This is a genomic window from Delftia sp. JD2, assembly GCF_001682645.1.
GTDB classification, from domain to species: Bacteria; Pseudomonadota; Gammaproteobacteria; order Burkholderiales; family Burkholderiaceae_C; genus Comamonas; species Comamonas acidovorans.
The window spans coordinates 55,272-78,875 of record NZ_LFJT01000014.1 but is presented as its reverse complement, the minus strand read 5'-3'; the positions used below and the strand labels follow the sequence as shown (position 1 = coordinate 78,875).

Below are 23,604 nucleotides of genomic sequence, written 5' to 3'. Positions count from 1 at the left end.
GTGCGCCACGGCCCCTTTTCAGGGTTTACTTCAGGGAAATCGCAGTACCCGAGGCGTCCTTGACTTGACCCCAGGATTGGAAGATCACGTTCTTGACGGCGTCAGGCATGGGCACGTAGTCCAGGTCGGTGGCGGTCTTGTCGCCGGACTTGTAGGCCCACTCGAAGAACTTCAGCGAGGCAGCGGCCTGTGCGGGCTTGTCCTGGGCCTTGTGCATGATGATGAACGTGGCCGAGGTGATGGGCCATGCATCCTTGCCGGGCTGGTTGGTCAGGATCTGGTAGAAGCTCTTGGCCCAGTCGGCACCGGCTGCAGCGGCCTTGAAGGTGGCGTCGTCGGGCGACACGAAGGCGCCGCCAGCGGTCTGCAGCTGCGTGTAGGTCAGCTTGTTTTGCTTGACATAGGCGTACTCGACGTAGCCGATGGAGTTGGGCAGGCGGCCCACGAAGGCGGCCACGCCTTCATTGCCCTTGCCGCCGGCACCCGTGGGCCAGTTCACGGCCTTGCCTTCGCCAACCTTTTCCTTCCACTCGGCATTGACCTTGGACAGGTAGTTCGTGAAGCCGAAGGTGGTGCCCGAGCCGTCAGCACGGCGCACGGGAGCGATCGTGGCGTCAGGCAGGGTCACGCCGGGGTTCAGGGCCTTGATGGCCTCGTCGTTCCACTTGGTGATCTTGCCCAGGTAGATGTCACCCAGCACCTGGCCGGTCAGCTTGAGCTGGCCGGGCTGGATGCCCTTGATATTGACCACGGGCACGATGCCGCCGATCACGGTGGGGAATTGCACCAGGCCCTTCTTGGCCAGTTCGTCGTCCTTGAGCGGCTCGTCCGAAGCACCGAAGTCCACGGTCTTGGCTTCGATCTGCTTGATGCCGGCGCTGGAGCCCACGGACTGGTAGTTGATCTTCACGCCGGTGGCCTTGTGGTAATCGGCGGCCCACTTCGAGTACAGCGGCGCAGGGAAGCTGGCGCCGGCGCCGGTGGCTTCCTGCTGGGCCAGGGCCTGGCCCATACCGCCCGCAGACAGAGCACCAGCCACCAGAATGTGAATCACAGACAACTTCATGTACAGACCTCTTAGGGGTTGAAAGATGCGATGGCTGGACTGTAAGAAGGCTTTGTGACATTGATATGACACAGAGAAAAGGCGTCACAAATGCTGGGCCATAGTCTGTAAGACCCGGGTCATCGCGGTGTCACAATTCCGTCTTAGTCTTGTGCCTCGCACGAGCTGGCACCAGACAAGCGCAGCCCTGCCACCCGGCACCGCTGCGCACTCCTGCTCGACGAATCTTGATTGGCGTTTCTTTCATGGCACCAGAATCCCTGCTCGCCGCCGTTGACCTCGGATCCAACAGCTTTCGCCTAGAAATAGGCCGCGTCGGCAGCCACCAGCGCATAGAGCGCGTGGAATATCTCAAGGAGACCGTGCGCCAGGGCAATGGGCTCAACGAGCACCATGAGCTGACCGACGAGGCCATGCAACGCGGCTGGGACTGCCTGGCACGCTTTGGCGAGCGACTGGCCGGCTTTCCTGCCGACCAGGTCCGCGCCGTGGCCACCCAAACCCTGCGGGAGGCCCGCAACCGCGATGTCTTCATCGCACGCGGCAGCGCCCTGCTGGGCTTTCCCATCGAGGTCATCTCGGGCGAGGAAGAAGCCCGGCTGATCTATCGCGGCGTCTCCAGCCTGTTGCCGCCCTCGCAGCAGCGGCGCCTGGTGGTGGACATTGGCGGCCGCTCGACCGAAGTCATCATCGGCCAGCATGGCGAGGCGCGCCAGGTGGCCTCCTACCCCATAGGCAGCGTCGCCTGGAGCACGCAGTTCTTTGGCGAAGGCACGCTGTCGCGCGCACATTTCTCGGCCGCCATCAAGGCCGCGCAGGCGGCCCTCACCCAGACCGTCTCGGCCTACCCGGCCACTGCATGGGACTGCGCCTATGCCTCGTCAGGCACGGCCAACGCCGTGGGCGACATCCTGGCTGCCAACGGATATTCCGGCGGGCTGATCACGCCCGACAGCCTGCGCTGGCTGCATGAGCAGCTGATGGAGGCCGGCCATGTGGACCGCATCCGGCTGGCCGGACTCAAGGAAGACCGCCGCGCCGTCATCGCCGGAGGCCTGAGCATCCTGATTGCGGCCCTGGGCCTGCTGGGCATCAATGAACTGGAAGTCGCCCAGGGCGCGCTGCGCCAGGGCGTTTTGCACGACCTGCTGGAGCACGAGCCCCCCGCCGACCGCGAGGCAGCCGAAATTGCCGCGCTGCAGCAGGACTTCGGCATTGACGCACCGCATGCGCTGCGCGTGCGCAAGGTGGCACGCTGGGCCTGGCAATCGCTGCACGCACAACAACCGCCCGATGCCCTGTCCACGCATGCACTGGACACGGCCGCCAGCCTGCACGAGATCGGCATGCGCATCTCACTGAGCGCCTACCACCGGCACGGCGCCTACATCACCGAGCACTGCGGTGCCGCGACATGGCCTGTGGAGCTGCGCGCGCGCATCACCCAGCTCGTGCTCGGCCACCAGGGCAAGCTGCGCAAGCTGGAAGCCGCCATCGAGGACCAGGCCGTGGCCTGGCCCCTGCTCGCACTGCGGCTGGCCGTGCAGCTGTGCCATGCCCGGCGTGACCCCGATCTGCAGGGCATGCGCCTGCATCGCTCGGACAGCGTCTTTCACCTGACCGTGCCGGAAGGCTGGGCCAAAAGCTATCCCCAGTCCGCCCAGTTGCTGCGCACCGAGGCCGTGGCCTGGCAGAAGACGCCCTGGACCTTGCAGCTGCATCTGCACTGAGCACGGCCACCCGCTTCGGCTTGCGCCGGGATGGCGCGGGGCGGCCGGCCCGCCGGCCGTGACGCAGCTCAGACCTGGGGCCCGTAGCGCTCCATCAAGGCGCGCTGCGCACCCAGGCCCGTGGTCGGATAGGGTGCACGCTGGTAGGCACCATTGGCCTCCAGGGTCCAGGCATCGCGGTTGTCATACAGGCCAGCGACCAGGCATTCGTCTATCACCTGCTGGCGCAGCACGGGGTCGCGCACGGGCCAGGCCAGTTCCACCCGGCGCATCATGTTGCGGTTCATCCAGTCGGCGCTGGACAGCAGCAGCTCCTGCTGCTTGCCCCAGGCAAAGTAGAAGACGCGCGAGTGCTCCAGGAAACGGCCGATGATGGAGCGCACGCGGATGTTGTCGGTCCAGCCCTTGCGCTGCGGCGGCAGCATGCAGGCACTGCGCACGATGAGATCGATGCGCGCGCCCTGCTGGCCGGCACGCACCAGGGCCTGCATGAGCAGCTCGTCGGTCAGCGCATTCATCTTGAGCACGATGCGCGCCTCTTCGCCGCGCTGCGCCGCCTCGCCCACCTGGTTGATCAGCGCCAGCATGCGGTCGTGCAGCTGGAACGGCGCAATCACCAGCTGGTGCAGCTTGGGCAGGCGGTTGTGGCTGGACAGGTGGCTGAACACGGCATCCATATCGGCCGTGATCTGCGCATCGCAGGTCAGTTGGCTGATGTCCGTGTACAGGCGCGCCGTGCGCACGTTGTAATTGCCGGTGGACAGGTGTCCATAGCGCTTGAGCTGCCCGCTGCGCTTTTCGCGGCGCGTGATCAGCAGCATCTTGGCGTGCGTCTTCAGGCCCAGCACGCCGTAGACCACCTGGGCGCCCAGGGCCTCCAGCTTCTCGGCGGAGTTGATGTTGGCCTCTTCGTCAAAGCGGGCCTTGAGCTCCAGCACGGCCAGCACCTCCTTGCCGCGGCGCACGGCCTCGGCCAGCAACTGCATGATTTCGGAGTCGGACCCGGTGCGGTAGATGGTCTGCTTGATGGCCAGCACCTCGGGGTCGTTGACGGCCTCGCGCAGCAGCTCCAGCACGCCGTCGAAGCTCTCGAAAGGCTGGTGGATCAGCACGTCACGCTTGCGGATCTGGGCCATCACCGAGCGGCCCGGCTGCAGCTGGCGCGGCCATGCCGGCCGCCACGGCGGGAACAGCAGCGCGGGGTCATCCACCAGATCGACCAGCTGCGACTGGCGCACCAGGTTCACGGGCCCCTTGACGCGGAACAGCGCCTCGGTCGGCAGGCCGAACTGGCCCAGCAGCAGGTCGGACAACATGGGCGAGCAGGCAAAGGACACCTCCAGCCGCACGGCCTGGCCGTAGTGGCGGTGGTGCAGACCCTGGCGCAGCGCCATGCGCAGGTCGCTGACATCGTCCTCATCCACCGCCAGGTCCGAATGGCGGGTGACACGGAATTGCGCGAACTCCGCCACCTCACGCCCCGGGAACAGCTCGACCAGATGGGCGCGCACGATGCTGGAGATGCTCACGAACAGGCGCTGCTTGCCCGCGATCTTCTCCGGCAGGCGCACCAGGCGAGGCAAGGCGCGCGGGACCTTGACGATGGCCACCTCGTTGGCGCGGCCAAAGGCATCGACACCCTTGAGGCGCACGATGAAGTTCAGCGCCTTGTTGGCCACCTGGGGAAATGGATGGGATGGGTCCAGGCCCACCGGCATGAGCAGGGGCTGGACTTCGCGCAGAAAGTATTCGCGCACCCATTTGCGCTGGGCGCTGCTGCGCTCGCCATGGGAGACCACGCGTATGCCCTGCCCCGCAAAGGCAGGAATCAGCGATTGGTTGTACAGCGTGTACTGGCGCAATACCAGCTCATGCGCCTTGTCCATCAGCGAGCGAAAGCTCTGCAGCGTATACAGGCCCTTGGCGTCGCCGGCCTTGGCCGCCGTCACATGGGGGGCGCAGCGCACCTCGAACCATTCGTCGAGATTGGAAGAGACGATGCACAGGTAGCGCAGCCGCTCCAGCAGCGGCACATCCTCGCGCACAGCCCAGTCCAGCACGCGTTCGTTGAACGCCAGGATGCAATGGTCGCGGTCCAGAAACTGTTGTTGCTGCTGCTGTTGCTCTTGCACTTCACCGCTTTCGGCTGTGGCGTACAGGCCAGTGTATGCCGCGGCGACCAGCCCCGCAGCAGAGACCGGGGCAGACGCCGGCATCGCCTGGCCCTGCAATTCCAGCAGGGCGGTGGAAAGGCTTTTGGCCAGGGGCATCATCGGGACATTCAAGGGTGCAGAGACGGGTATGGGCGCTGTCTCGCGGGCCATGCCCAGCGAGGCCGGCCCTGCGGGCATGGTGCGCAGCCCCTGTTCATGTTCTGGTTCGGCAGGCGCGGCAGAGGCGCTGGCGGGAATCGGCGTGAATGTCTGGGGCATGGATGCAGGGGCCCGGCCTGTGCAGGACCCGGTAGTCACCCCGTGGACCGGGGATTCGGGCAGTCTGCCCCGGATTTGTGACATGTTCATGACATAAATCCCGCCCACGCATGACACCTGTCATACAAGCGACTTCCGGCAATGAAGGGCTGCGCTGGCGCTGTCATGCAAAGGTCATGACGAGGTCACGCAGCCACGAGGGCCGCGCCGTATCGCCAGGGTGCTAAGCTCACTGCCATCCCCCTGGATGGCGTTGGCTGCTGCAAACCTGCCGCAGCCGTGTCGTCGTCCGCCTTTCGCGCATGCCCTCTTCCAATCCCCCCGAAAGCCGCCTGGCCGCCATCGACATTGGCTCCAACAGCTGCCTGCTGGCCATGGCCCGCAGCGACGGCGCAAAGGTACAGCTGTTCAGCCACCGCAAGGAAGCCATACGTCTGGGCAGCGCCCTGGACGCACAGGGCGCCCTGAGCCTGGAGGCCATGCAGCGTGGCTGGGCCTGCCTGGAGCGCTATGCGCAGGTCCTGGGCGACCTGCCCCGCCACCGCGTTCGTGCCGTGGCCACGCAGACGCTGAGAGAAGCATCGAACCGCCAGATCTTCCTGGACGAGGGCCAGCGCATCCTGGGCTGCGCCATCGAAGTCATCGACGGCGAGGAAGAAGCACGCCTGATCTATCGCGGCGTCGCCCAGTTGCTGCCGCCCGGTCCCCAGCGGCGGCTGGTGGTGGACATCGGTGGCCGATCGACCGAACTGTGCCTTGGCCAGCAGCGGCAGGTGCTGCAGGCACGCTCCTTCGCCTTCGGCAGCGTGACCTGGGCATTGCGCCACTTTCCCGATGGAGAACTGTCGGCCCAGGCACTGTCCCAGGCCGAAGCGGCGGTGGCCGACATCATTGCGCCCGAAGCCGCGCGGTTTGCCGCCGGGCAGTGGAGCCATGCCTATGGGTCCTCCGGCACGGCCGGTGCCATCGTCAAGGTGCTGGCCCACGCACCCGATGGCACGGCCGGCTGGATCACGCGGCAGGGACTGGACTGGCTGCAGGCGCAGTTGCTGCGGGCAGGGCATGTCAGCCGCGTGAACATGGACGGGCTCAAGGAAGAACTGCGTCCCATGATCGGCGGCGGCATGAGCGTGATGCGGGCGATCTTCTCCAGCCTGGGCATCGAGCGCATGCGCGTGACACATGGCGCACTGCGGCATGGCGTGCTGTATGAGCTGGCCGATCGGCTGGATGCCGAAGCCTCCGGAAAACACAGGCGCAGGCAAGTTGCACCCGGCCCGTGACGGCCCATGATGGCCCAGGCCCTGCTTGCGTCAGGGAAGGCCGATAGAGTGTTTTTCGCACAAGTGCTACACTTTGTAAGCTTCCCACCCTCCCTTCATTACCGCCCCACCGCTTCGCCATGTCCGCGCCGACGATTGCGTACGACCCTGTACTCGAACGTCCGTCTTCGATGATGGCGGCGTCCCTGCAACGCAGCCTGCGCGAGCAGCAGGCCCTGCTCGACAATGCCGGCGTCGGCATCGTCTTCATTCGCCAACGCGTCATCGTCCGCTGCAACCAGTGCTACGCCGACATCTTCGGCTACGCGGGCGAGCATGCGCTGGTGGGCATCAACAGCGAACACCTGCATCCCAGCCGCGATGAGCTGCGCAGCCTGGGGCGCGAGGCCTACCGCACGCTGAGCGCCGGCCTGTCCTTTCGCACGCAGCGCCGCCTGCGCCGCAAGGACGGCAGCCTGTTCTGGGGAGAGCTCACGGGGCGGCTCATCAATCCGGGCGATGCGCGCGAGGGATCGATCTGGATCGTGAGCGATATCGACGACCGCCTGCGTGCCCAGCAGGCCCTGAGCCAGGCCCACGAACTGCTGGAGCAGCAGGTGCGCGACCGCACACGCGAACTCAGCGCCACGGTGGAGAACCTGCACCGGGAGATTGCCGACCGCAAGCTGGACCAGGAACGCATCTACTGGATGGCGCACTACGACGCGCTCACCGGCCTGCCCAACCGCACGCTGCTGGCCGAGCGCAGTGCCCGCGCCATCGAGCTGGCCAAGGCCAACGACACGCCGCTGGCCGTGATGTTCCTGGACCTGGACCACTTCAAGCATGTCAATGATTCGCTGGGCCATCGCGTGGGCGATGCCCTGCTGGTGGAGATTGCCCGACGCCTGCGTGCCGTCGTGCGCGACCGCGATACGGTGGCCCGCATCGGCGGCGACGAATTCGTGCTGCTGCTGCCCGGCGCCAATGCCCAGGGCGCGGCCCGCGTGGCCGGCAAGCTGCAGGAGGCGTCGCGCCAGGCCTACCAGATCGACCGCCATGAGCTGCCCATTGCGCCGTCCATGGGCATTGCGCTGTACCCGCGCGACGGCCACGACATCGACTCGCTGACCCAGGCCGCCGACGCGGCCATGTACCACGCCAAGCAGGCCGGCCGCAACACCTACCGCTTCTTCACGCCGCAGATGCAGGCCCAGTCCCTGCGCGCCCTGCAGCTGGAGAACGCGCTGCGCCGGGCGCTGGAGCGCAATCAGCTGTATCTGCACTATCAGCCGCAGATCACGCTGAGCACGGGCCGTGTGCGCAGCGTGGAGGCGCTGCTGCGCTGGGAGCACCCGGAACTGGGCTCGGTCTCACCGGCCGAGTTCATTCCCGTGGCCGAGGACAGCGGCCAGATCCTGCAGATCGGCGAATGGGTGCTGCGCAGCGCCATGCAGCAGTTGCAGGTCTGGCGCAATGCGGGCCTTTGCGACCTGAAGGTGGCCGTGAATCTTTCGGCCATCCAGTTCCATCAGCAGCAACTGCCCGAGATCATCAACCGCATCCTGCTCGACAGCGACCTGCCGGCCGATTCTCTGGAGCTGGAGCTGACCGAGGGCGTGGCCATCCATGATCCGCGCCAGGCGACAGCCACCATGGACCGGCTGCGCGAGCACGGCGTGCGCCTGGCCATGGATGACTTCGGCACCGGCTATTCATCCCTGAGCCAGCTCAAGCGCTTTCAGATCTACAAGCTCAAGATCGACCAGTCCTTCATCCAGGACCTGGACCACGACAGCAACGACCGCGCCATTGTCAGCGCCATCATCCGCATGGCCCAGGCCCTGGGCATGCAGACCACGGCCGAGGGCGTGGAGACCGAGGCACAGCTGGAGTTCCTGCGCGAGCAAGGCTGCGATGAGGCCCAGGGCTACCATTTCAGCCGCCCGCTGGCACCAGAGGCGCTGGAGTCCTTCTTGCGCAGCCAGGGCTGACCGGGCCGCATCACCGCGCGCATCGCATCACCTCGCGCACCGGAATCCAGACGAAAAAAGCCGGGGCATGAAGCCTCGGCCTTCCATGCACAGGAGCGTGCAACCGCTCAGGCAACCGGCGAATTCTTGGCCACGCTGGCCAGGCGCTCGGCACAGCGGCTGGCCTGATCGCCATCGCGCGCCTCCACCATCACGCGCAGCAAAGGCTCGGTGCCGCTGGCGCGGATGAGCACACGCCCCGTATCGCCCAGCTCGGCCTGGACGGCCTCGGTGGCCTCTTCCAATTGGGTGTTGCGCTTCCAGTCCTGGCCCGGCTGCAGCCGCACGTTGAGCAGCACCTGGGGAAACAGCTGCACGGACGACAGCCACTGCGACAGGCTCTTGCCCGAGCGCACGCAAGCTTGCAGCACCTGCAGCGCGCTGACCAGGCCGTCGCCCGTGGTGTGCTTGTCCAGCGCCAGCAAATGGCCCGAGCCCTCACCGCCCAGGATCCAGCCCTGGCGGTGCAGCTCTTCCAGCACATAGCGGTCGCCGACCTTGGCACGCACAAAGCCCACGCCCTGGGACTTCAGCGCCACCTCCACGGCCATATTGGTCATCAGCGTGCCCACGGCGCCCGGCACGGCCTCGCCGCGCGCCAGCCTGTCGGCTGCCAGCAGATACAGCAGTTCGTCGCCGTTGTAGAGCCGCCCTGCCGCATCGACCAGCAGCAGCCGGTCGGCATCGCCATCCAGCGCCACGCCGAAATCGGCCTTGTTGGCGCGCACGGCCAGCACCAGAGCCTCAGGGTGCGTGGCACCCACGTCTTCGTTGATGTTGAGTCCATCGGGCGCACAGCCTATGGCCACCACATCGGCCCCCAGTTCATGGAAGACCTTGGGTGCGATCTGATAGGCCGCGCCATGGGCCGCATCGACAACGATCTTCACGCCCTTGAGCGTGAGTGCATGGTCAAAGGTGCTCTTGCAGAACTCGATGTAGCGGCCCGCCGCGTCTTCAAGGCGCCGGGCCTTTCCCAGAGCGGCAGAGTCGGCCCACACGGGATCTTCGGTCAAGGCCTGCTCGACCTCTTCCTCCCAGGCATCGGGCAGCTTGGTGCCCTGGGCGCTGAAGAACTTGATGCCGTTGTCGTAGTAAGGGTTGTGGCTGGCGCTGATGACCACACCCAGGCTGGCGCGCTGGGCGCGCGTCAGGTAGGCCACGCCCGGGGTGGGCAGGGGACCGAGCAGCATCACGTCCACGCCGGCCGAGTTGAAGCCGGACTCCAAGGCACTTTCCAGCATGTAGCCCGAGATCCGGGTGTCCTTGCCGATCAGCACCATCGGGCGGGCTTCCTTGCGCCGCAGCACACGGCCCACGGCGTGCGCCAGGCGTAGCGCGAAGTCGGGGGTGATGGGCGAGCGGCCCACCAGGCCGCGAATTCCATCGGTACCAAAATATGTGCGTGCCATAGTGCTCCTTTGTTGTTCAGTTGTTGTCGTGCATGGTCTGCCAGACCGTCAATGCCGCCACCGTATCGGCCACGTCGTGCACGCGCACCACGCGCGCGCCCCGCTCCACCGCCAGCAGCGCCGCCGCCACACTGGGCACCATGCGCTGGCCCTGCGCAAGGCCACTGACCTGCCCGAGCGAGCCCTTGCGCGACCAGCCCGCCAGCAGCGGGAAGTCTAGGCCCAGCAATTCCTGCTGGCGCGCAAGCAGCGAAAAATTCTGTGCCACGCTTTTGCCGAAGCCGATGCCGTAGTCCCAGACAATGCGCTCGCGCGCCACACCCCGAGCCAGCAGGGCATCGCTGTGCAACTGCAGGAAATCGCGCACGGCGGGCACGGCATCGCCTTGCATGGGCGTGGTCTGCATGTCCTGCGGCGTGCCATGCATGTGCATGAGACAGATGCCGCAGCGCGGGTGCGCGGCCACCACCTGCTGCGCGCCCGGCTGGCGCAGCGCCCAGATGTCGTTGACGATATCGGCCCCAAGGTCCAGCACGGCCTGCATGACCTCGGGCTTGTAGGTATCGACGGAGACAGGCACGCCCAGTTGCACCGCGCCCTGCACCACGGGCAGCACGCGCCGCAATTCCTCGTCCAGCGGCACGGCCGGTGATCCGGGCCTGGTGGACTCGCCGCCGATGTCGAGGATGTGCGCGCCTTCACCGATCAGCTGCTCTGCATGCCGCAAGGCCCGCTCCACCGTGTTGTGCCGCCCACCATCGGAAAACGAGTCGGGCGTCACGTTGACGATGCCCATGACCAGTGGACGCTGAAGGTCTAGAACAAAGCGCGAAGTCTGCCATTGATGCGGCATGGGATTTCCTGAAGGTAGGCGCTTGCCGGACCGGGTCCCTCGCTCGGCCGTTGCGGGCGATTGAGCACATCCTGCAAGCAAAGCAAAAGGGCCCCTCGGGGCCCTTTGCATGGGATTGGCAGATTCTGCGGCAAGCAGATCAGGCCGTGGTGGGCGCAGGGTCGGCATCCACTGCCGGCGTGCCGCCGGACGAGTTGCCACCGTCGGAAGACGGCGGGTTGCGCGGCACCCAGTCCTTGGGAGGACGCGGCTCGCGGCCGGCCATGATGTCATCGAGTTGCTCGGCGTCGATGGTTTCCCAGTCGAGCATGGCCTTGGCCATGGCATGCATCTTGTCGGAGTTGTCCTCGATCAGCTTGCGCGCCAGTCCGTACTGCTCGTCGATGATGCGGCGAACCTCCTGGTCCACCTTCTGCATCGTCTGCTCGCTCATGCTGTTGGTCTTGCTCATCGAGCGACCCAGGAAAGGCTCGCCTTCCTGCTCCGCATAGACCATGGGACCCAGCGCGTCGGTCATGCCGTAGCGCGTGACCATGTCGCGTGCGATCTGCGTGGCCCGCTCGAAGTCGTTGCTCGCGCCCGTGGTCATCTGGTTCATGAACACTTCTTCGGCAATGCGTCCACCGAACAGCATGGCGATCTGGTTGAGCATGAACTCCTTGTCGTAGGAGTAGCGGTCCTTCTCGGGCAGGCTCATCGTCACGCCCAGCGCACGGCCGCGCGGGATGATGGTGACCTTGTGCACGGGATCGCACTTGGGCAGCAGCTTGCCGATCAGTGCGTGGCCCGCCTCGTGGTAGGCCGTGTTGCGGCGCTCTTCCTCGGGCATGACCATGCTCTTGCGCTCGGGGCCCATGATGATCTTGTCCTTGGCCTTCTCGAAGTCCTGCATCTCGACGGTACGCGCATTGCGGCGCGCGGCCATCAGGGCGGCTTCGTTGCAGAGGTTGGCCAGATCGGCACCCGACATGCCGGGCGTGCCGCGGGCGATCACGCCCGGATTCACGTCCTGGCCGACAGGAATCTTGCGCATGTGCACATTGAGGATCTGCTCGCGGCCGCGGATATCGGGCAGCGTCACATACACCTGGCGGTCGAAACGGCCGGGGCGCAGCAGCGCCGCATCCAGGATGTCCGGACGGTTGGTCGCAGCCACGACGATCACGCCGAGGTTGGTCTCGAAGCCGTCCATCTCGACCAGCATCTGGTTCAGGGTCTGTTCACGCTCATCGTTGCCACCGCCCAGGCCTGCGCCGCGCTGGCGGCCCACGGCGTCGATTTCATCGATGAAGATGATGCAGGGTGCATTCTTCTTGGCGTTCTCGAACATGTCGCGCACACGGGCAGCGCCCACGCCGACGAACATTTCCACGAAGTCGGAGCCCGAGATGCTGAAGAACGGAACCTTGGCTTCACCAGCGATGGACTTGGCCAGCAGCGTCTTGCCGGTACCCGGAGGCCCGACCAGCAGCAGGCCACGCGGAATGCGGCCGCCGAGCTTCTGGAACTTGTTGGGGTCCTTCAGGAAGTCCACGACTTCCTTGACCTCTTCCTTGGCTTCGTCGCAGCCTGCAACGTCGGCAAAGGTCACGGTGTTGTTGTTCTCGTCCAGCATGCGGGCCTTGCTCTTGCCGAAGCTGAAAGCACCGCCCTTGCCGCCGCCCTGCATCTGGCGCATGAAGTACACCCACACGCCGATCAACAGCAGCATGGGACCCCAGCTGACGAGCAGGGTCATGAGGACCGAGCCTTCTTCGCGGGGCTTGACGTCGAACTTGACGTTGTTGTTGATCAGGTCACCCACGAGCCCGCGATCCAGGTAGGTGGCTGTAGTGCGCACCTTGCGGTCATCGTTGGTCGTGGCCACGATCTCGGTGCCGCCGGGGCTTTCCTGGATGGTGGCGCTCTTGATGCGGTTGCTTCGCACCTCTTCCAGGAACTCGGAGTAACCGACATGGGACGCGCCGGCGCCGCCACGGGTGTCAAATTGTTTGAACACCGTAAACAGCACCATGGCGATGACCAGCCAGACGGCAATTTTTGAAAACCACTGATTGTTCAAGCGGGGCTCCAATGGGGATACAGATAAAACGACTTCCAGCGTGCTCGAAGCGTATTTGCGGTTCATTTTAGGTGTTTCAAGCTGGCTGGTCGCCTATATCCCTCTATAGCAGCCATAGCTTGAATGCGGTCTTGACCCGCGTCAGGGCCGCGCCGGGCGGCTGTGCAGGGCTACTTGAGCCCCATGCCCACCAGAAACGTCTCCGAAGACTTGTCGCGCGAGGACTTGGGCTTGATCGGCTTGACCACCTTGAAGGTCTGCCGGAACAGCGCTACCAGGTCGTCGTAGGCCCCGCCGTGGAAGAGCTTCACGACCAGGGCCCCTTCAGGTTTCATATGGTGGATGGAGAAATCAACCGCCAGCTCCACCAGCAGCGCAATGCGCGCCGCATCCGTCGTCCCGTTGCCCGACAGGTTGGGAGCCATGTCGGAGACCACCACATCGGCCTTGCCGCCGCCCAGCGCTTCCTGCAGCTGCGCCAGCACCGGCTCCTCGCGAAAATCGCCCAGAATGAACTGCACGCCCTCGATGGGCTCCATGGGCAGCAGATCCAGCGAGATGATCCGGCCATTGAGCGCGCCCACCGCCGCGCCTTCTGGCGACAGGCAGCGGCGCACATACTGGCTCCACGCCCCGGGCGTAGAGCCCAGGTCCACCACCGTGGCACCCGGCCGGATGAGCTTGAGCTGCTCGTCTATCTCCTTGAGTTTGTAGGCCGCGCGAGCGCGGTAGCCGTCCTTTTGGGCGGCTTTGACGTAAGGATCGTTGACGTGGCTGTTGAGCCAAGCCTTGTTGACCTTCTTGCTTTTTGTTTGGACTTTCATGCTGGATTCTTTCAGCCTCGATAATACGGCCATGCCCCAAATTCAATTGACTCCCGCCGAGCGCCGGGAACACCGCGCCAACGCACACCACCTGGACCCCGTGGTCCTCATCGGAGGTGACGGCCTGACGGCTGCCGTGCAAAAGGAGGTCAACGCCGGCCTTAACGCACATGGCCTGATCAAGGTCCGTGTCTTCAACGACGACCGCGCCGCACGCGAGCAGATGTATCTGCAGCTGTGCGACGAACTTGGCGCTGCACCCATTCAACACATCGGCAAGCTGCTGGTGCTCTGGCGCCCCATGCCGGAGAAGGAAAAAGCCGTCGACGAGAACCGCATGCCCGGTCCTCGCGATGTCAAGCTGCTCAAGTTCAGCAAGCGCTCGGGCCAGAAGCCCGAAGTCAAGCAGATCCGTGTGCTGGGCAACCAGCGCCTGACGGCAGGTGGCCAGGTCAAGCGCGCCAAGCCCAAGCAAAAGTCGGTCAAGAAGCGCCAGGCAGACTGAGTCAGCCGCATCCATGACCGTAGCATCCCATGCCGCCAGCGTGGCCCAGGCCGCGCAACCGCCCTCCGCCTCCCCCTCTGCGCAGCAGCGCTTCGTGATCTGCATGAAGTGGGGCAAGAAGTACGGTCCGGAGTATGTCAACAGGCTCTACGCCATGGTGCGTCGGCATCTGAAGGGCGATTTTCGCCTTGTCTGCCTGACCGATGACGGCGTGGGGATTCGTGACGAAGTCGAATGCCTGCCCATTCCGCCGCTGAACCTGCCCGCCGGCATTCCCGAGCGTGGCTGGAACAAGCTGGCCACCTTCAGCGCCGACCTGCATGGCCTGCGCGGCACGGCGCTGTTTCTTGACGTGGACGTGGTCATCACCGGGCCGCTGGACGATTTTTTCACCGAGCCCGGCGAATTCCTGATCATCCACGACTACAAGCGTCCCTGGCGCATCACGGGCAACTCCTCGGTGTACCGCTTCGAGCTGGGTGCCCACCCCGAGGTACTGGACTACTTCCGCACGCATTTCGAAGAGATCCGCAGCAGCTTCCGCAACGAGCAGGCCTACCTGTCCGACATGCTGCACAAGCAGGGCAAGCTCAAGTACTGGCCGCAGGCCTGGTGCCCCAGCTTCAAGTACCACTGCATTCCCGCATGGCCGACGAACTACTGGAAGCCGCCCTTCGTGCCGGATGGTGCACGCGTGGTCATCTTCCACGGAGAATGCAACCCGCCCGACGCGTTGGCCGGCCGGCGCAATCGGCGCTTTCGCTATATCCAGCCTGCTACCTGGGTGGCCGAGCACTGGCACGAGTGAGCAGCTCGGCCCACAAAAAAACGCCCGCGCTTGCGGGCGTTTTCGTTTGGCATGGCACCGAACCGGCAGGACCGGGCTCAGGCCGTGGCCTCGGCTTTCGTTTGAGACGGACTGCCTATGCGCCACAGCACGACGAGCGCACACAGCCACTGCAGCGCATACATCACCGTGCCCACGCTGTGCCACAGCTTGAGGTTGTCGCGTGCAACGATGCGCGGCGACACGCCGTACTGGACCAGAAATGCCAGCAGCATGCCTGCGATCACAAAGCCCAGACAGGCCTTGGCCCAGGGCTGCAGGACCTGCTCCTTGCTGCGCCGGGACAGGACCAGCAGCAGGGCCGCGCAGGCGATGGACACCCAGGTCTGCGCAGCAAACAGCTTGGCTGCCATGAAGCCCGCGACAGCCGGCGTGGGCAATTGGGCGAACAGCATGGGTACGGCCATGAAGCCGATGGCCGACAGGCTGCCCCACCACAGGGCAGCAGCCAGCAGGGGAATGCGCTCGTACAGGTTGCTCATGGGCTTAGGCCTTCCTCAATGATCGAGGCACAGGCGCCGACGCATCAGAGGTAGCGCACCGACACCACTTCATAGCGGCGCTCGCCGCCTGGTGCCTGCACGACGGCGGTATCGCCCTCTTCCTTGCCGATCAGCGCGCGCGCGATGGGGCTGGAGACGTTGATCAGGCCCAACTTGAGGTCGGCCTCGTCCTCGCCGACGATCTGGTACTTGACCGTGTCGCCGCTGTCTTCATCCTCGAGCTCCACCGTTGCACCGAAGACCACGCGGCCACCGGCATCCACGGAAGAGGGATCGATGATCTGGGCAGCCGACAGCTTGCTCTCGACCTCGGCAATGCGGCCTTCGATGAAGCCCTGGCGGTCCTTGGCGGCCTCGTATTCGGCGTTTTCGCTCAGGTCGCCCTGGGCACGTGCCTCGGCGATGGCCTGGATGATGGAGGGACGCTCCACGGTTTTCAGGCGGTGCAGTTCGTCCTTGAGCTTCTCGGCTCCGCGCTTGGTGATGGGAATGGTGGCCATTGAAAAGTCTCCATGTTCAGCGAACGCCGCGCGCTGCGCGGTTTCTTTGGTACAGGCGGGCCGGCGACTTTGCGGCTGGACCTGCACCCCAAAAGCAAACCGCCGCACGTTGCCGCGCGGCGGTTTCATCGAATGATTCGTTCCATTATGCCGTGTTTACCCACCCGAAATGGTGGGATAACCCGGCGGCACTGTCGGACAGTGCCGCTCGCTGCGCGCCATCAAAAAACAGGCGCAGCGGCAATGGAAGGATCTCAGGCAGCCTGCAGTTGGGCGTGCAATTCCTGGACCGAGTGCACGTCCATGTTGCCCATGGACTTCATGCCTTCGACGGCAGCTTCTGCACCGAAGATGGTCGTGAAGGTGGTCACACGCGCCAGCAGAGCGCTGGTACGGATGGCACGCGAGTCGGCGATGGCATTGCGGCGCTCCTCCACCGTGTTGATGACCATGGCGATCTCGCCGTTCTTGATCATGTCCACGATGTGGGGGCGGCCTTCGGTCACCTTGTTGACGAGCTGCACCTCGATGCCGGCCTCGGAGATGGCCGCTGCCGTGCCGCGCGTGGCGCACAGCACAAAGCCCATCGCAGCCAGCTCCTTGGCCACGGCCACGGCACGCGGCTTGTCGGCGTTCTTCACGGTCAGGAAGACCTTGCCCTGGGTCGGCAGCGTGACGCCGGCGCCCAGTTGGCTCTTGACGAAGGCTTCGCCAAAGGTCTTGCCCACGCCCATGACTTCGCCGGTGGACTTCATCTCGGGGCCGAGGATGGTGTCCACGCCAGGGAACTTCACGAACGGGAAGACGGCTTCCTTGACGCTGAAGTACGGCGGCGTGACTTCCTTGGTGATGCCCTGCTGGGCCAGCGTGTCGCCGGCCATGCAGCGCGCAGCCACCTTGGCCAGCTGGATGCCGGTGGCCTTGGAGACGAAGGGCACGGTGCGCGAGGCGCGCGGGTTGACTTCCAGCACGTAGATCACGTCGCCGTCGGCCGTTTCCTTGATGGCGAACTGCACGTTCATCAGGCCGACCACGCTCAGCGCGTTGGCCATGGCGGCAGTCTGGCGCTTGATCTCGGCCACGGTCTCGGGCTTGAGGTAGTAAGGCGGCAGCGAGCAGGCGGAATCGCCCGAATGCACGCCAGCCTGCTCGATGTGCTCCATCACGCCGCCGATGAAGACGGCGCCTTCGCGGTCGCGCACGCAGTCCACATCGCACTCGATGGCGTTGGACAGGAAGTGGTCCAGCAGCACGGGCGAGTCGTTGCTGACCTTGACGGCTTCGCGCATGTAGCGCTCCAGGTCGCGCTGCTCGTGCACGATTTCCATGGCACGGCCGCCCAGCACATAGCTGGGACGCACGACCAGGGGGTAGCCCAGGCCGGCCGCCTTTTCCAGCGCTTCGGGCTCGGTACGGGCCGTGGCATTGGGCGGCTGGCGCAGGCCCAGCTCATGCAGCAGCTTCTGGAAGCGCTCGCGGTCTTCGGCCGCGTCGATCATGTCGGGCGTGGTGCCGATGATGGGCACGCCTTCCTTTTCAAGACCCAGCGCAAGCTTCAGGGGCGTCTGGCCGCCGTACTGCACGATGACGCCAACAGGCTTCTCGACAGCCACGACTTCGAGCACGTCTTCCAGCGTCAGCGGCTCGAAGTACAGGCGATCCGACGTGTCGTAGTCGGTGGACACGGTCTCGGGGTTGCAGTTGACCATGATGGTTTCATAGCCGTCCTCGCGCATGGCGAGCGCAGCATGCACGCAGCAGTAGTCGAACTCGATGCCCTGGCCGATGCGGTTTGGGCCACCGCCCAGCACCATGATCTTTTTCTTGTCCGTCGGCTCGGCTTCGCACTCCTCGTCATAGGTGGAGTACATGTAGGCCGTGTCGGTGGCGAACTCGGCAGCGCAGGTGTCCACACGCTTGAACACGGGGCGCACGCCCAGTGCCTTGCGTGCCTCGCGCACGGCCTTCTCATTGCTGTGCAGCAGCTTGGCCAGGCGACGGTCGGAGAAGCCCTTTTGCTTGAGCGTGCGCAGCGTGGTGGCGTCCAGTGCGGCCAGCGCGGCATCGCCCTTTTCCTCGTAGACCTGGTCCAGTTCGAGTTCGATCTTCACGATCTCTTCGATCTGCACGAGGAACCACTTGTCGATCTTGGTGATGTTGTGCACCTCGTCCAGCGTCCAGCCGGCAGCGAAGGCATCGCCCACATACCAGATGCGGTCCGGACCTGGCTCGCCGAGTTCCTTTTCGAGGATTTCGCGGTCCTGGGTCTTTTCGTTCATGCCGTCCACGCCGACTTCCAGGCCGCGCAGCGCTTTCTGGAAAGACTCCTGGAAGGTACGGCCAATGGCCATGACCTCGCCCACGGACTTCATCTGCGTGGTCAGGCGGTTGTCGGCAGCGGGGAACTTCTCGAACGCGAAACGCGGGATCTTGGTGACCACGTAGTCGATCGAGGGCTCGAACGAAGCGGGCGTCTTGCCGCCCGTGATGTCGTTCTTGAGTTCGTCCAGCGTATAGCCCACGGCCAGCTTGGCAGCGACCTTGGCGATGGGGAAGCCCGTGGCCTTGGAGGCCAGCGCCGAGGAACGCGACACGCGCGGGTTCATCTCGATGACGATCATGCGGCCGTCCTTCGGATTCACCGAGAACTGCACGTTGGAGCCGCCCGTGTCCACACCGATCTCGCGCAGCACCGCCAGCGAGGCGTTGCGCATGATCTGGTATTCCTTGTCGGTCAGCGTCTGCGCGGGTGCCACGGTGATCGAGTCGCCGGTGTGCACGCCCATGGGGTCCAGGTTCTCGATGGAGCAGATGATGATGCAGTTGTCCGCCTTGTCGCGGACGACTTCCATCTCGTATTCCTTCCAGCCGAGCAGCGATTCCTCGATCAGCAGCTCATTGGTCGGGGACGCTTCCAGGCCGCGCTTGCAGATGGTCTCGAACTCTTCGGGGTTGTAGGCAATGCCGCCGCCCGTGCCGCCCAGCGTGAAGCTGGGGCGGATGACGGTGGGAAAGCCCATTTCCTTTTGCACGGCCCAGGCTTCGTCCATCGAATGGGCGATGCCCGAGCGCGCCGAACCCAGGCCGATGCGCGTCATCGCATCCTTGAACTTGAGGCGATCCTCGGCCTTGTCGATGGCCTCGGGAGTTGCGCCGATCAGCTCGACCTTGTACTTGTGCAGCACGCCGTTGCGCCACAGATCCAGCGCGCAGTTCAGCGCGGTCTGGCCGCCCATGGTCGGCAGGATGGCGTCGGGACGCTCCTTGGCAATGATCTTCTCGACCGTCTGCCAGGTGATGGGCTCGATGTAGGTGACGTCGGCCGTGGCCGGGTCGGTCATGATCGTGGCAGGGTTGCTGTTGATCAGGATGACCTTGTAGCCCTCTTCGCGCAACGCCTTGCAGGCCTGCACGCCGGAGTAGTCAAACTCGCAGGCCTGGCCGATGACGATGGGACCGGCGCCAATGATCAGAATGCTTTTGAGGTCGGTGCGCTTAGGCATTTTTGTGTTTCTCCATCAGCGCCGTGAAGCGGTCAAACAGGTAGGCGATATCGTGCGGGCCGGGCGAAGCCTCGGGGTGGCCCTGGAAGCAGAACGCAGGCTTGTCCTTGTGCTCAAGGCCTTGCAGCGTGCCGTCGAACAGGCTGATGTGCGTGGCGCGCAGCGTGTCGGGCAGGGACTCCATCTCCACGGCAAAACCGTGGTTCTGACTGGTGATGCTGACCCGGCCGTTGTCCAGGTCCTTGACGGGATGGTTGGCGCCGTGGTGGCTGTTGGCCATCTTGAAAGTCTTGGCGCCAGCGGCCAGGGCCATGATCTGGTGACCCAGGCAGATGCCGAAGACGGGCTTGCCGGACTCCACCAGCTCCTTGGTGGCGGCAATGGCGTAGTCGCAGGGCTCCGGGTCGCCAGGGCCGTTGGACAGGAAAACGCCGTCGGGGTTGAGTGCCAGCACATCCTTGGCGGGCGTCTTGGCCGGCACCACGGTCAGCTTGCAGCCGCGCTCGGCCAGCATGCGCAGGATGTTGAACTTCACGCCGAAGTCATAGGCCACCACATGGAAACGCGGGGCCCGCTGCTGGCCGTAGCCTTCGCCCAGCTTCCACTCGGTTTCCGTCCATTCGTACTGCTGGGCGGCGCTCACCACCTGGGCCAGATCCAGGCCCTTCATGCTGGGGGCCGCCTTGGCTGCAGCCAGTGCCTCGTCGATGCGCGCCTGGGTCACTTCTTCGCCAGCGGCCAAACCGACGATGGCGCCGTTTTGTGCGCCCTTGTCGCGCAGCAGCCGTGTGAGCTTGCGCGTGTCGATGTTGGCAATCGCCACCGTGCCGCTGCGCGTGAGGTAGTCGGGCAGGGTCTCGGACTTGCGGAAGTTGCTGGCCAGCAGCGGAAGGTTCTTGATGATCAGGCCCGCCGCATGGACCTTGCCAGCCTCGACATCCTCTGCGTTGACGCCGTAGTTGCCGATGTGCGGATACGTGAGCGTCACGATCTGCTGGCAGTAGCTGGGGTCGGTGAGGATTTCCTGGTAGCCGGTGATTGCCGTGTTGAAAACGACTTCACCAACCGTGGTGCCTTGCGCACCGATCGAGTTGCCAACAAAGACCGTGCCGTCTGCGAGCGCCAGGATGGCGGATGGGAATGCTCCCTTGAGAGACAAAAGCACTGGGTTCTCCGGTTCTAATTACGGTTACGCCCAGCGTGCCGCACGGACGGATCCGGGCGGGTTATAGCTTGTCTGCAGGGGGTGGCGAGGAAGCGTCGCTAGGCGTAGTGTGGAATGCTTGAAAGCCGCCCATTATAGGCTGGTCGTGCTTCAGCCTCCTGACAGGAGGCGGGATTACCCTTGACGTGAGCCGGCACTCACGCTGCTTGCGTGCAGGCATATCGCCGCTGCTGCAGCCACGTTCAGCGACTCCTCACCGCCTGGCTGGCCGATGCGCACATGCTGCGCTGCCCGCTGCATCAGCGCCTCGCCAACACCCTGCCCTTCATGGCCCATGGCCCAGGCACAAGGCCAGGGCAGCGCGGCATTGTGAATCAGTTCGCCCTGGTGGGAACTGGTCACGATCAGGGGCAAGCCAAGCGCATCCAGGTCTTCGGGCGAGGCCGACTCGACCAGTTGCAGACCGAAATGCGCCCCCATGCCGGCGCGCAGCACCTTCTGGCTCCACAGCGCAGCCGTGCCCTTCAGGGCCACGACCTGGCTGAAACCGAAGGCAGCGGCACTGCGCAGGATGGAGCCCACGTTGCCTGCGTCCTGCACGCGGTCCAACACCACCGTGGCCACGCCTGCACGGATGATCTCCGATGCCTGCCAGTCCATCAGAAAACCGATGCGCGCCGGAGACTCCAGGCCGCTGACTTCGGCAAACAGGGCATCTGCCAGCACCACGCACTTGCCTGCGCCCTGCACCCATTCCAGCGGCACCAGCGGCCAGAAGGATTCGGCCACCACGGCCACGGAGGGTTGCATGCCACGCGCCAGCGCGGCACGGCACAGATGGTCCCCCTCCAGCCAGACGCGCCCTTGCTTGCGGTAGGCCCCACTGTCCTGGACAAGCCTGCGCAAATCCTTGACCAGGACGTTGTCACGGGACTGGATCAATGTGGCGGCGGGTTGTCGGCTCATGGTGAAGCTTTCGGGCAAAGGGAACAGCGCGCCACGGGCGCAGAAAGAAACGGCAAAGGCGCTCAGGCAGACAGCAGCAAGGCCTGCGCGCCCTGCGCCGCAGCTGCCACGCGGGCAGCGGCCAGGGGCTCGGCCATGCGAGCAATGCTCACGACATGGGCCACCGGCGCGAAGGTTCGCCGGTGCTCCTCGCAGGCACCGTGCAGGCGCAGCGCCGCAAGGTGGGCCGCCGTGCCGTAGCCCTTGTGGCCGTCGAAGCCGTATTCCGGATATTGCTCATGCAGCCGTTCGCACCAGCGGTCGCGCGTGACCTTGGCCAGAATGGAGGCGGCCGAGATGGCCTGCACCAGGGAGTCCCCCTTGACGATGGCCTCGGCCTGCACATCCAGCACGGGCAGCTGGTTGCCATCCACCAGCACGAGCACCGGCTTCAGGCGCAGGCCCAGCACCGCGCGGCGCATGGCCAGCAGCGTGGCCTGCAGGATGTTCAGGCGATCAATCTCTTCGACCGAGGCCTCGGCAATGCTGCAGCACAGCGCCTTGGCACGGATCTCGTCATAGAGTGCCTCGCGGCGCGCAGCCGTGAGCTTCTTGGAATCGTTCAGGCCCTCGATGGGATTGAGATCGTCAAGAATGACAGCAGCGGCCACGACAGGGCCGGCCAACGGGCCGCGGCCCGCTTCGTCCACGCCCGCAACCAACCCCGGCGGATGCCAGGGCAGGCACGCCTGTTCAGGCGGCAGTGGGGGCAATGATTTTCTCGATCGCATGGGCGGCCAGTTCGGCAGTATCGCGCCGCAATTCATGGTGCAGCGCTGTGAAGCGCTGTACCAGCGCCTCGACGGTTGAAGGGGAATGTTCGCACGCCTGCAGCCATTGCAGCACAGCCGCGCTCAGCGCCTGGGGCGTTGCCGCATCCTGGATCAGCTCGGGCACGACGAAATCGCCGCACAGGATGTTGGGCAGGCCCACCCAGGGCTGCAACTGCTTGCCACGCATCAGGCGCCAGCTCCAGGGGTGCATGTTGTAGCCGATCACCATGGGACGCTTGTACAACGCGGCTTCCAGCGTGGCCGTGCCGCTGGCGATCAACGTCACGTCGCAGGCTGCCAATGCATCATGGGACTGGCCGCGCACGATGTGCAGCGACGAGGCCATGCCGGACTCCTGGGCAATGCGCCGCAACTCGTCCAGTTGCGAAGGCACGGCAGGCACTACTATTTTAATAGCTGGCAGCGCCTTCCGGACCAAAGCTGCAGCCTGAAAGAAACGGGCTGCAAGATAGCGGATTTCGGAGCGTCGGCTGCCGGGCAGCACGGCCAGCACCAGTCCATCTTCCGGCAGACCCAGCCGACGGCGCGCGGCGGCACGGTCGGGCTGCAGCGGAATCACGCTGGCCAGGGGATGGCCCACGTAGGTGGCATCTATGCCGTGGCGGGCCAGCAACTCGGGCTCGAAGGGAAAGATGCACAGCACATGGTCGGCCGCATGCCGGATTTTCTCGACGCGATCGGCACGCCAGGCCCAGATCGAGGGGCAGACGAAATGCACGGTCTTGATGCCCGCAGCCCGCAGATCGGTCTCCAGGCCCAGGTTGAAGTCGGGCGCATCGATGCCGACAAAAACGGCTGGCGGCTGCTTGAGCAGGCGCTGGCGCAACTGCCGGCGGATGTTCAGAATCTCGGCCAGTCGACGAAACACTTCCCAGCTGTAGCCATGCACGGCCAGCCGCTCGCAGGACCACCATGCCTCAAAACCGCGCTGCTGCATTTGGGGCCCGCCGATGCCAAAGGCCGAAGCCTCGGGCCAGCGGGCCTGCAGCCCACCCAGGAGCAAGGACGCCAGCAGGTCGCCTGAGGTTTCCCCGGCGACCATGGCAATCGATGGACTCAGGCGCGCCAATGGCGCCGCGTTATCTGTCATGCCGTCCTTTCGCGCGCC

General features: G+C 65.0%; 18 protein-coding genes. 5 read left to right on the top strand and 13 right to left on the bottom strand.

The genetic code is table 11. The annotated features are described in order from the left end of the window. Nucleotides 1–25: 25 nt before the first annotated feature. Nucleotides 26–1,066, bottom strand: a complete 1,041-nt coding sequence (gene pstS / locus ACM14_RS10155; RefSeq protein ID WP_012206717.1) for a phosphate ABC transporter substrate-binding protein PstS — start codon at nt 1,064–1,066, stop codon at nt 26–28. Between the two features lie 245 nt (nt 1,067–1,311). On the opposite strand from pstS, the gene ACM14_RS10150 reads away from it, so the two are divergent. Then, a complete protein-coding gene (locus tag ACM14_RS10150) occupies nt 1,312–2,796 on the top strand; it encodes a Ppx/GppA phosphatase family protein (protein WP_065346082.1) in 1,485 nt (494 codons plus the stop codon). A gap of 68 nt (nt 2,797–2,864) precedes the next feature. On the opposite strand, the gene ppk1 is transcribed toward ACM14_RS10150, so the two are convergent. Continuing rightward, nucleotides 2,865–5,318 carry a polyphosphate kinase 1 gene (gene ppk1 / locus ACM14_RS10145; RefSeq protein WP_065346081.1) on the bottom strand — a complete coding sequence of 818 codons (2,454 nt, stop codon included), beginning with the start codon at nt 5,316–5,318 and terminating at the stop codon, nt 2,865–2,867. A gap of 212 nt (nt 5,319–5,530) precedes the next feature. Here ppk1 and ACM14_RS10140 point away from each other — a divergent pair, with 212 nt between their 5' ends. Then, nucleotides 5,531–6,511 (top strand): Ppx/GppA family phosphatase, encoded by a 981-nt coding sequence (locus ACM14_RS10140; protein ID WP_065346080.1) that lies wholly within the window; start codon nt 5,531–5,533, stop codon nt 6,509–6,511. 119 nt (nt 6,512–6,630) lie between these two features. After that, a complete protein-coding gene (locus ACM14_RS10135; protein ID WP_065346079.1) occupies nt 6,631–8,484 on the top strand; it encodes an EAL domain-containing protein in 1,854 nt (617 codons plus the stop codon). Between the two features lie 107 nt (nt 8,485–8,591). On the opposite strand, the gene glmM is transcribed toward ACM14_RS10135, so the two are convergent. From glmM to ACM14_RS10115, 4 genes are all read right to left on the bottom strand, one after another. Then, nucleotides 8,592–9,935 (bottom strand): phosphoglucosamine mutase, encoded by a 1,344-nt coding sequence (gene glmM, locus ACM14_RS10130; protein ID WP_065346078.1) that lies wholly within the window; start codon nt 9,933–9,935, stop codon nt 8,592–8,594. A 16-nt stretch (nt 9,936–9,951) separates the two neighbouring features. Beyond that, nucleotides 9,952–10,788 carry a dihydropteroate synthase gene (folP, locus tag ACM14_RS10125; RefSeq protein WP_065346077.1) on the bottom strand — a complete coding sequence of 279 codons (837 nt, stop codon included), beginning with the start codon at nt 10,786–10,788 and terminating at the stop codon, nt 9,952–9,954. Nucleotides 10,789–10,927: 139 nt separating this feature from the next. After that, nucleotides 10,928–12,850, bottom strand: coding sequence for an ATP-dependent zinc metalloprotease FtsH (gene ftsH, locus ACM14_RS10120; protein WP_016447469.1), 1,923 nt, complete (start codon nt 12,848–12,850; stop codon nt 10,928–10,930). A 170-nt stretch (nt 12,851–13,020) separates the two neighbouring features. Beyond that, nucleotides 13,021–13,674: an RlmE family RNA methyltransferase gene (locus tag ACM14_RS10115; RefSeq protein WP_043819011.1), complete on the bottom strand. Its 654-nt coding sequence runs from the start codon at nt 13,672–13,674 to the stop codon at nt 13,021–13,023. Nucleotides 13,675–13,705: 31 nt separating this feature from the next. Between ACM14_RS10115 and ACM14_RS10110 the strand changes: the two genes are divergently transcribed. Together ACM14_RS10110 and ACM14_RS10105 are read left to right on the top strand one after the other, a co-directional pair. After that, nucleotides 13,706–14,179 carry a YhbY family RNA-binding protein gene (locus ACM14_RS10110; protein WP_013801462.1) on the top strand — a complete coding sequence of 158 codons (474 nt, stop codon included), beginning with the start codon at nt 13,706–13,708 and terminating at the stop codon, nt 14,177–14,179. 13 nt (nt 14,180–14,192) lie between these two features. Next, entirely contained in the window at nt 14,193–14,987 is a 795-nt protein-coding gene (locus ACM14_RS10105; protein ID WP_063325290.1) for a hypothetical protein, read from the top strand. 77 nt (nt 14,988–15,064) lie between these two features. Here ACM14_RS10105 and ACM14_RS10100 read toward each other — a convergent pair whose 3' ends face one another. The 7 genes from ACM14_RS10100 to lpxB form a co-directional block, all read right to left on the bottom strand. Continuing rightward, entirely contained in the window at nt 15,065–15,508 is a 444-nt protein-coding gene (locus tag ACM14_RS10100) for a DUF4149 domain-containing protein (RefSeq protein ID WP_063325291.1), read from the bottom strand. A 44-nt stretch (nt 15,509–15,552) separates the two neighbouring features. Then, nucleotides 15,553–16,029, bottom strand: a complete 477-nt coding sequence (greA, locus tag ACM14_RS10095; RefSeq protein WP_012206729.1) for a transcription elongation factor GreA — start codon at nt 16,027–16,029, stop codon at nt 15,553–15,555. 254 nt (nt 16,030–16,283) lie between these two features. After that, entirely contained in the window at nt 16,284–19,532 is a 3,249-nt protein-coding gene (gene carB / locus ACM14_RS10090; RefSeq protein ID WP_013801459.1) for a carbamoyl-phosphate synthase large subunit, read from the bottom strand. After that, nucleotides 19,525–20,697 (bottom strand): glutamine-hydrolyzing carbamoyl-phosphate synthase small subunit, encoded by a 1,173-nt coding sequence (gene carA / locus ACM14_RS10085; protein WP_065346076.1) that lies wholly within the window; start codon nt 20,695–20,697, stop codon nt 19,525–19,527. The genes carB and carA overlap by 8 nt, the downstream gene beginning before the upstream one ends. Nucleotides 20,698–20,871: 174 nt before the next feature. After that, nucleotides 20,872–21,663 (bottom strand): RNA methyltransferase, encoded by a 792-nt coding sequence (locus ACM14_RS10080; protein ID WP_065346103.1) that lies wholly within the window; start codon nt 21,661–21,663, stop codon nt 20,872–20,874. Nucleotides 21,664–21,725: 62 nt separating this feature from the next. Beyond that, the gene (gene rnhB / locus ACM14_RS10075; RefSeq protein WP_012206733.1) at nt 21,726–22,433 is read right to left on the bottom strand and encodes a ribonuclease HII; all 708 of its coding nucleotides are present in this window, start codon (nt 22,431–22,433) and stop codon (nt 21,726–21,728) included. Next, on the bottom strand, nt 22,396–23,586 hold the full coding sequence (lpxB, locus tag ACM14_RS10070) for a lipid-A-disaccharide synthase (protein ID WP_065346075.1): 1,191 nt from the start codon (nt 23,584–23,586) through the stop codon (nt 22,396–22,398). Before lpxB ends, rnhB begins: the two co-directional genes overlap by 38 nt. Between the last annotated feature and the right edge of the window lie 18 nt (nt 23,587–23,604).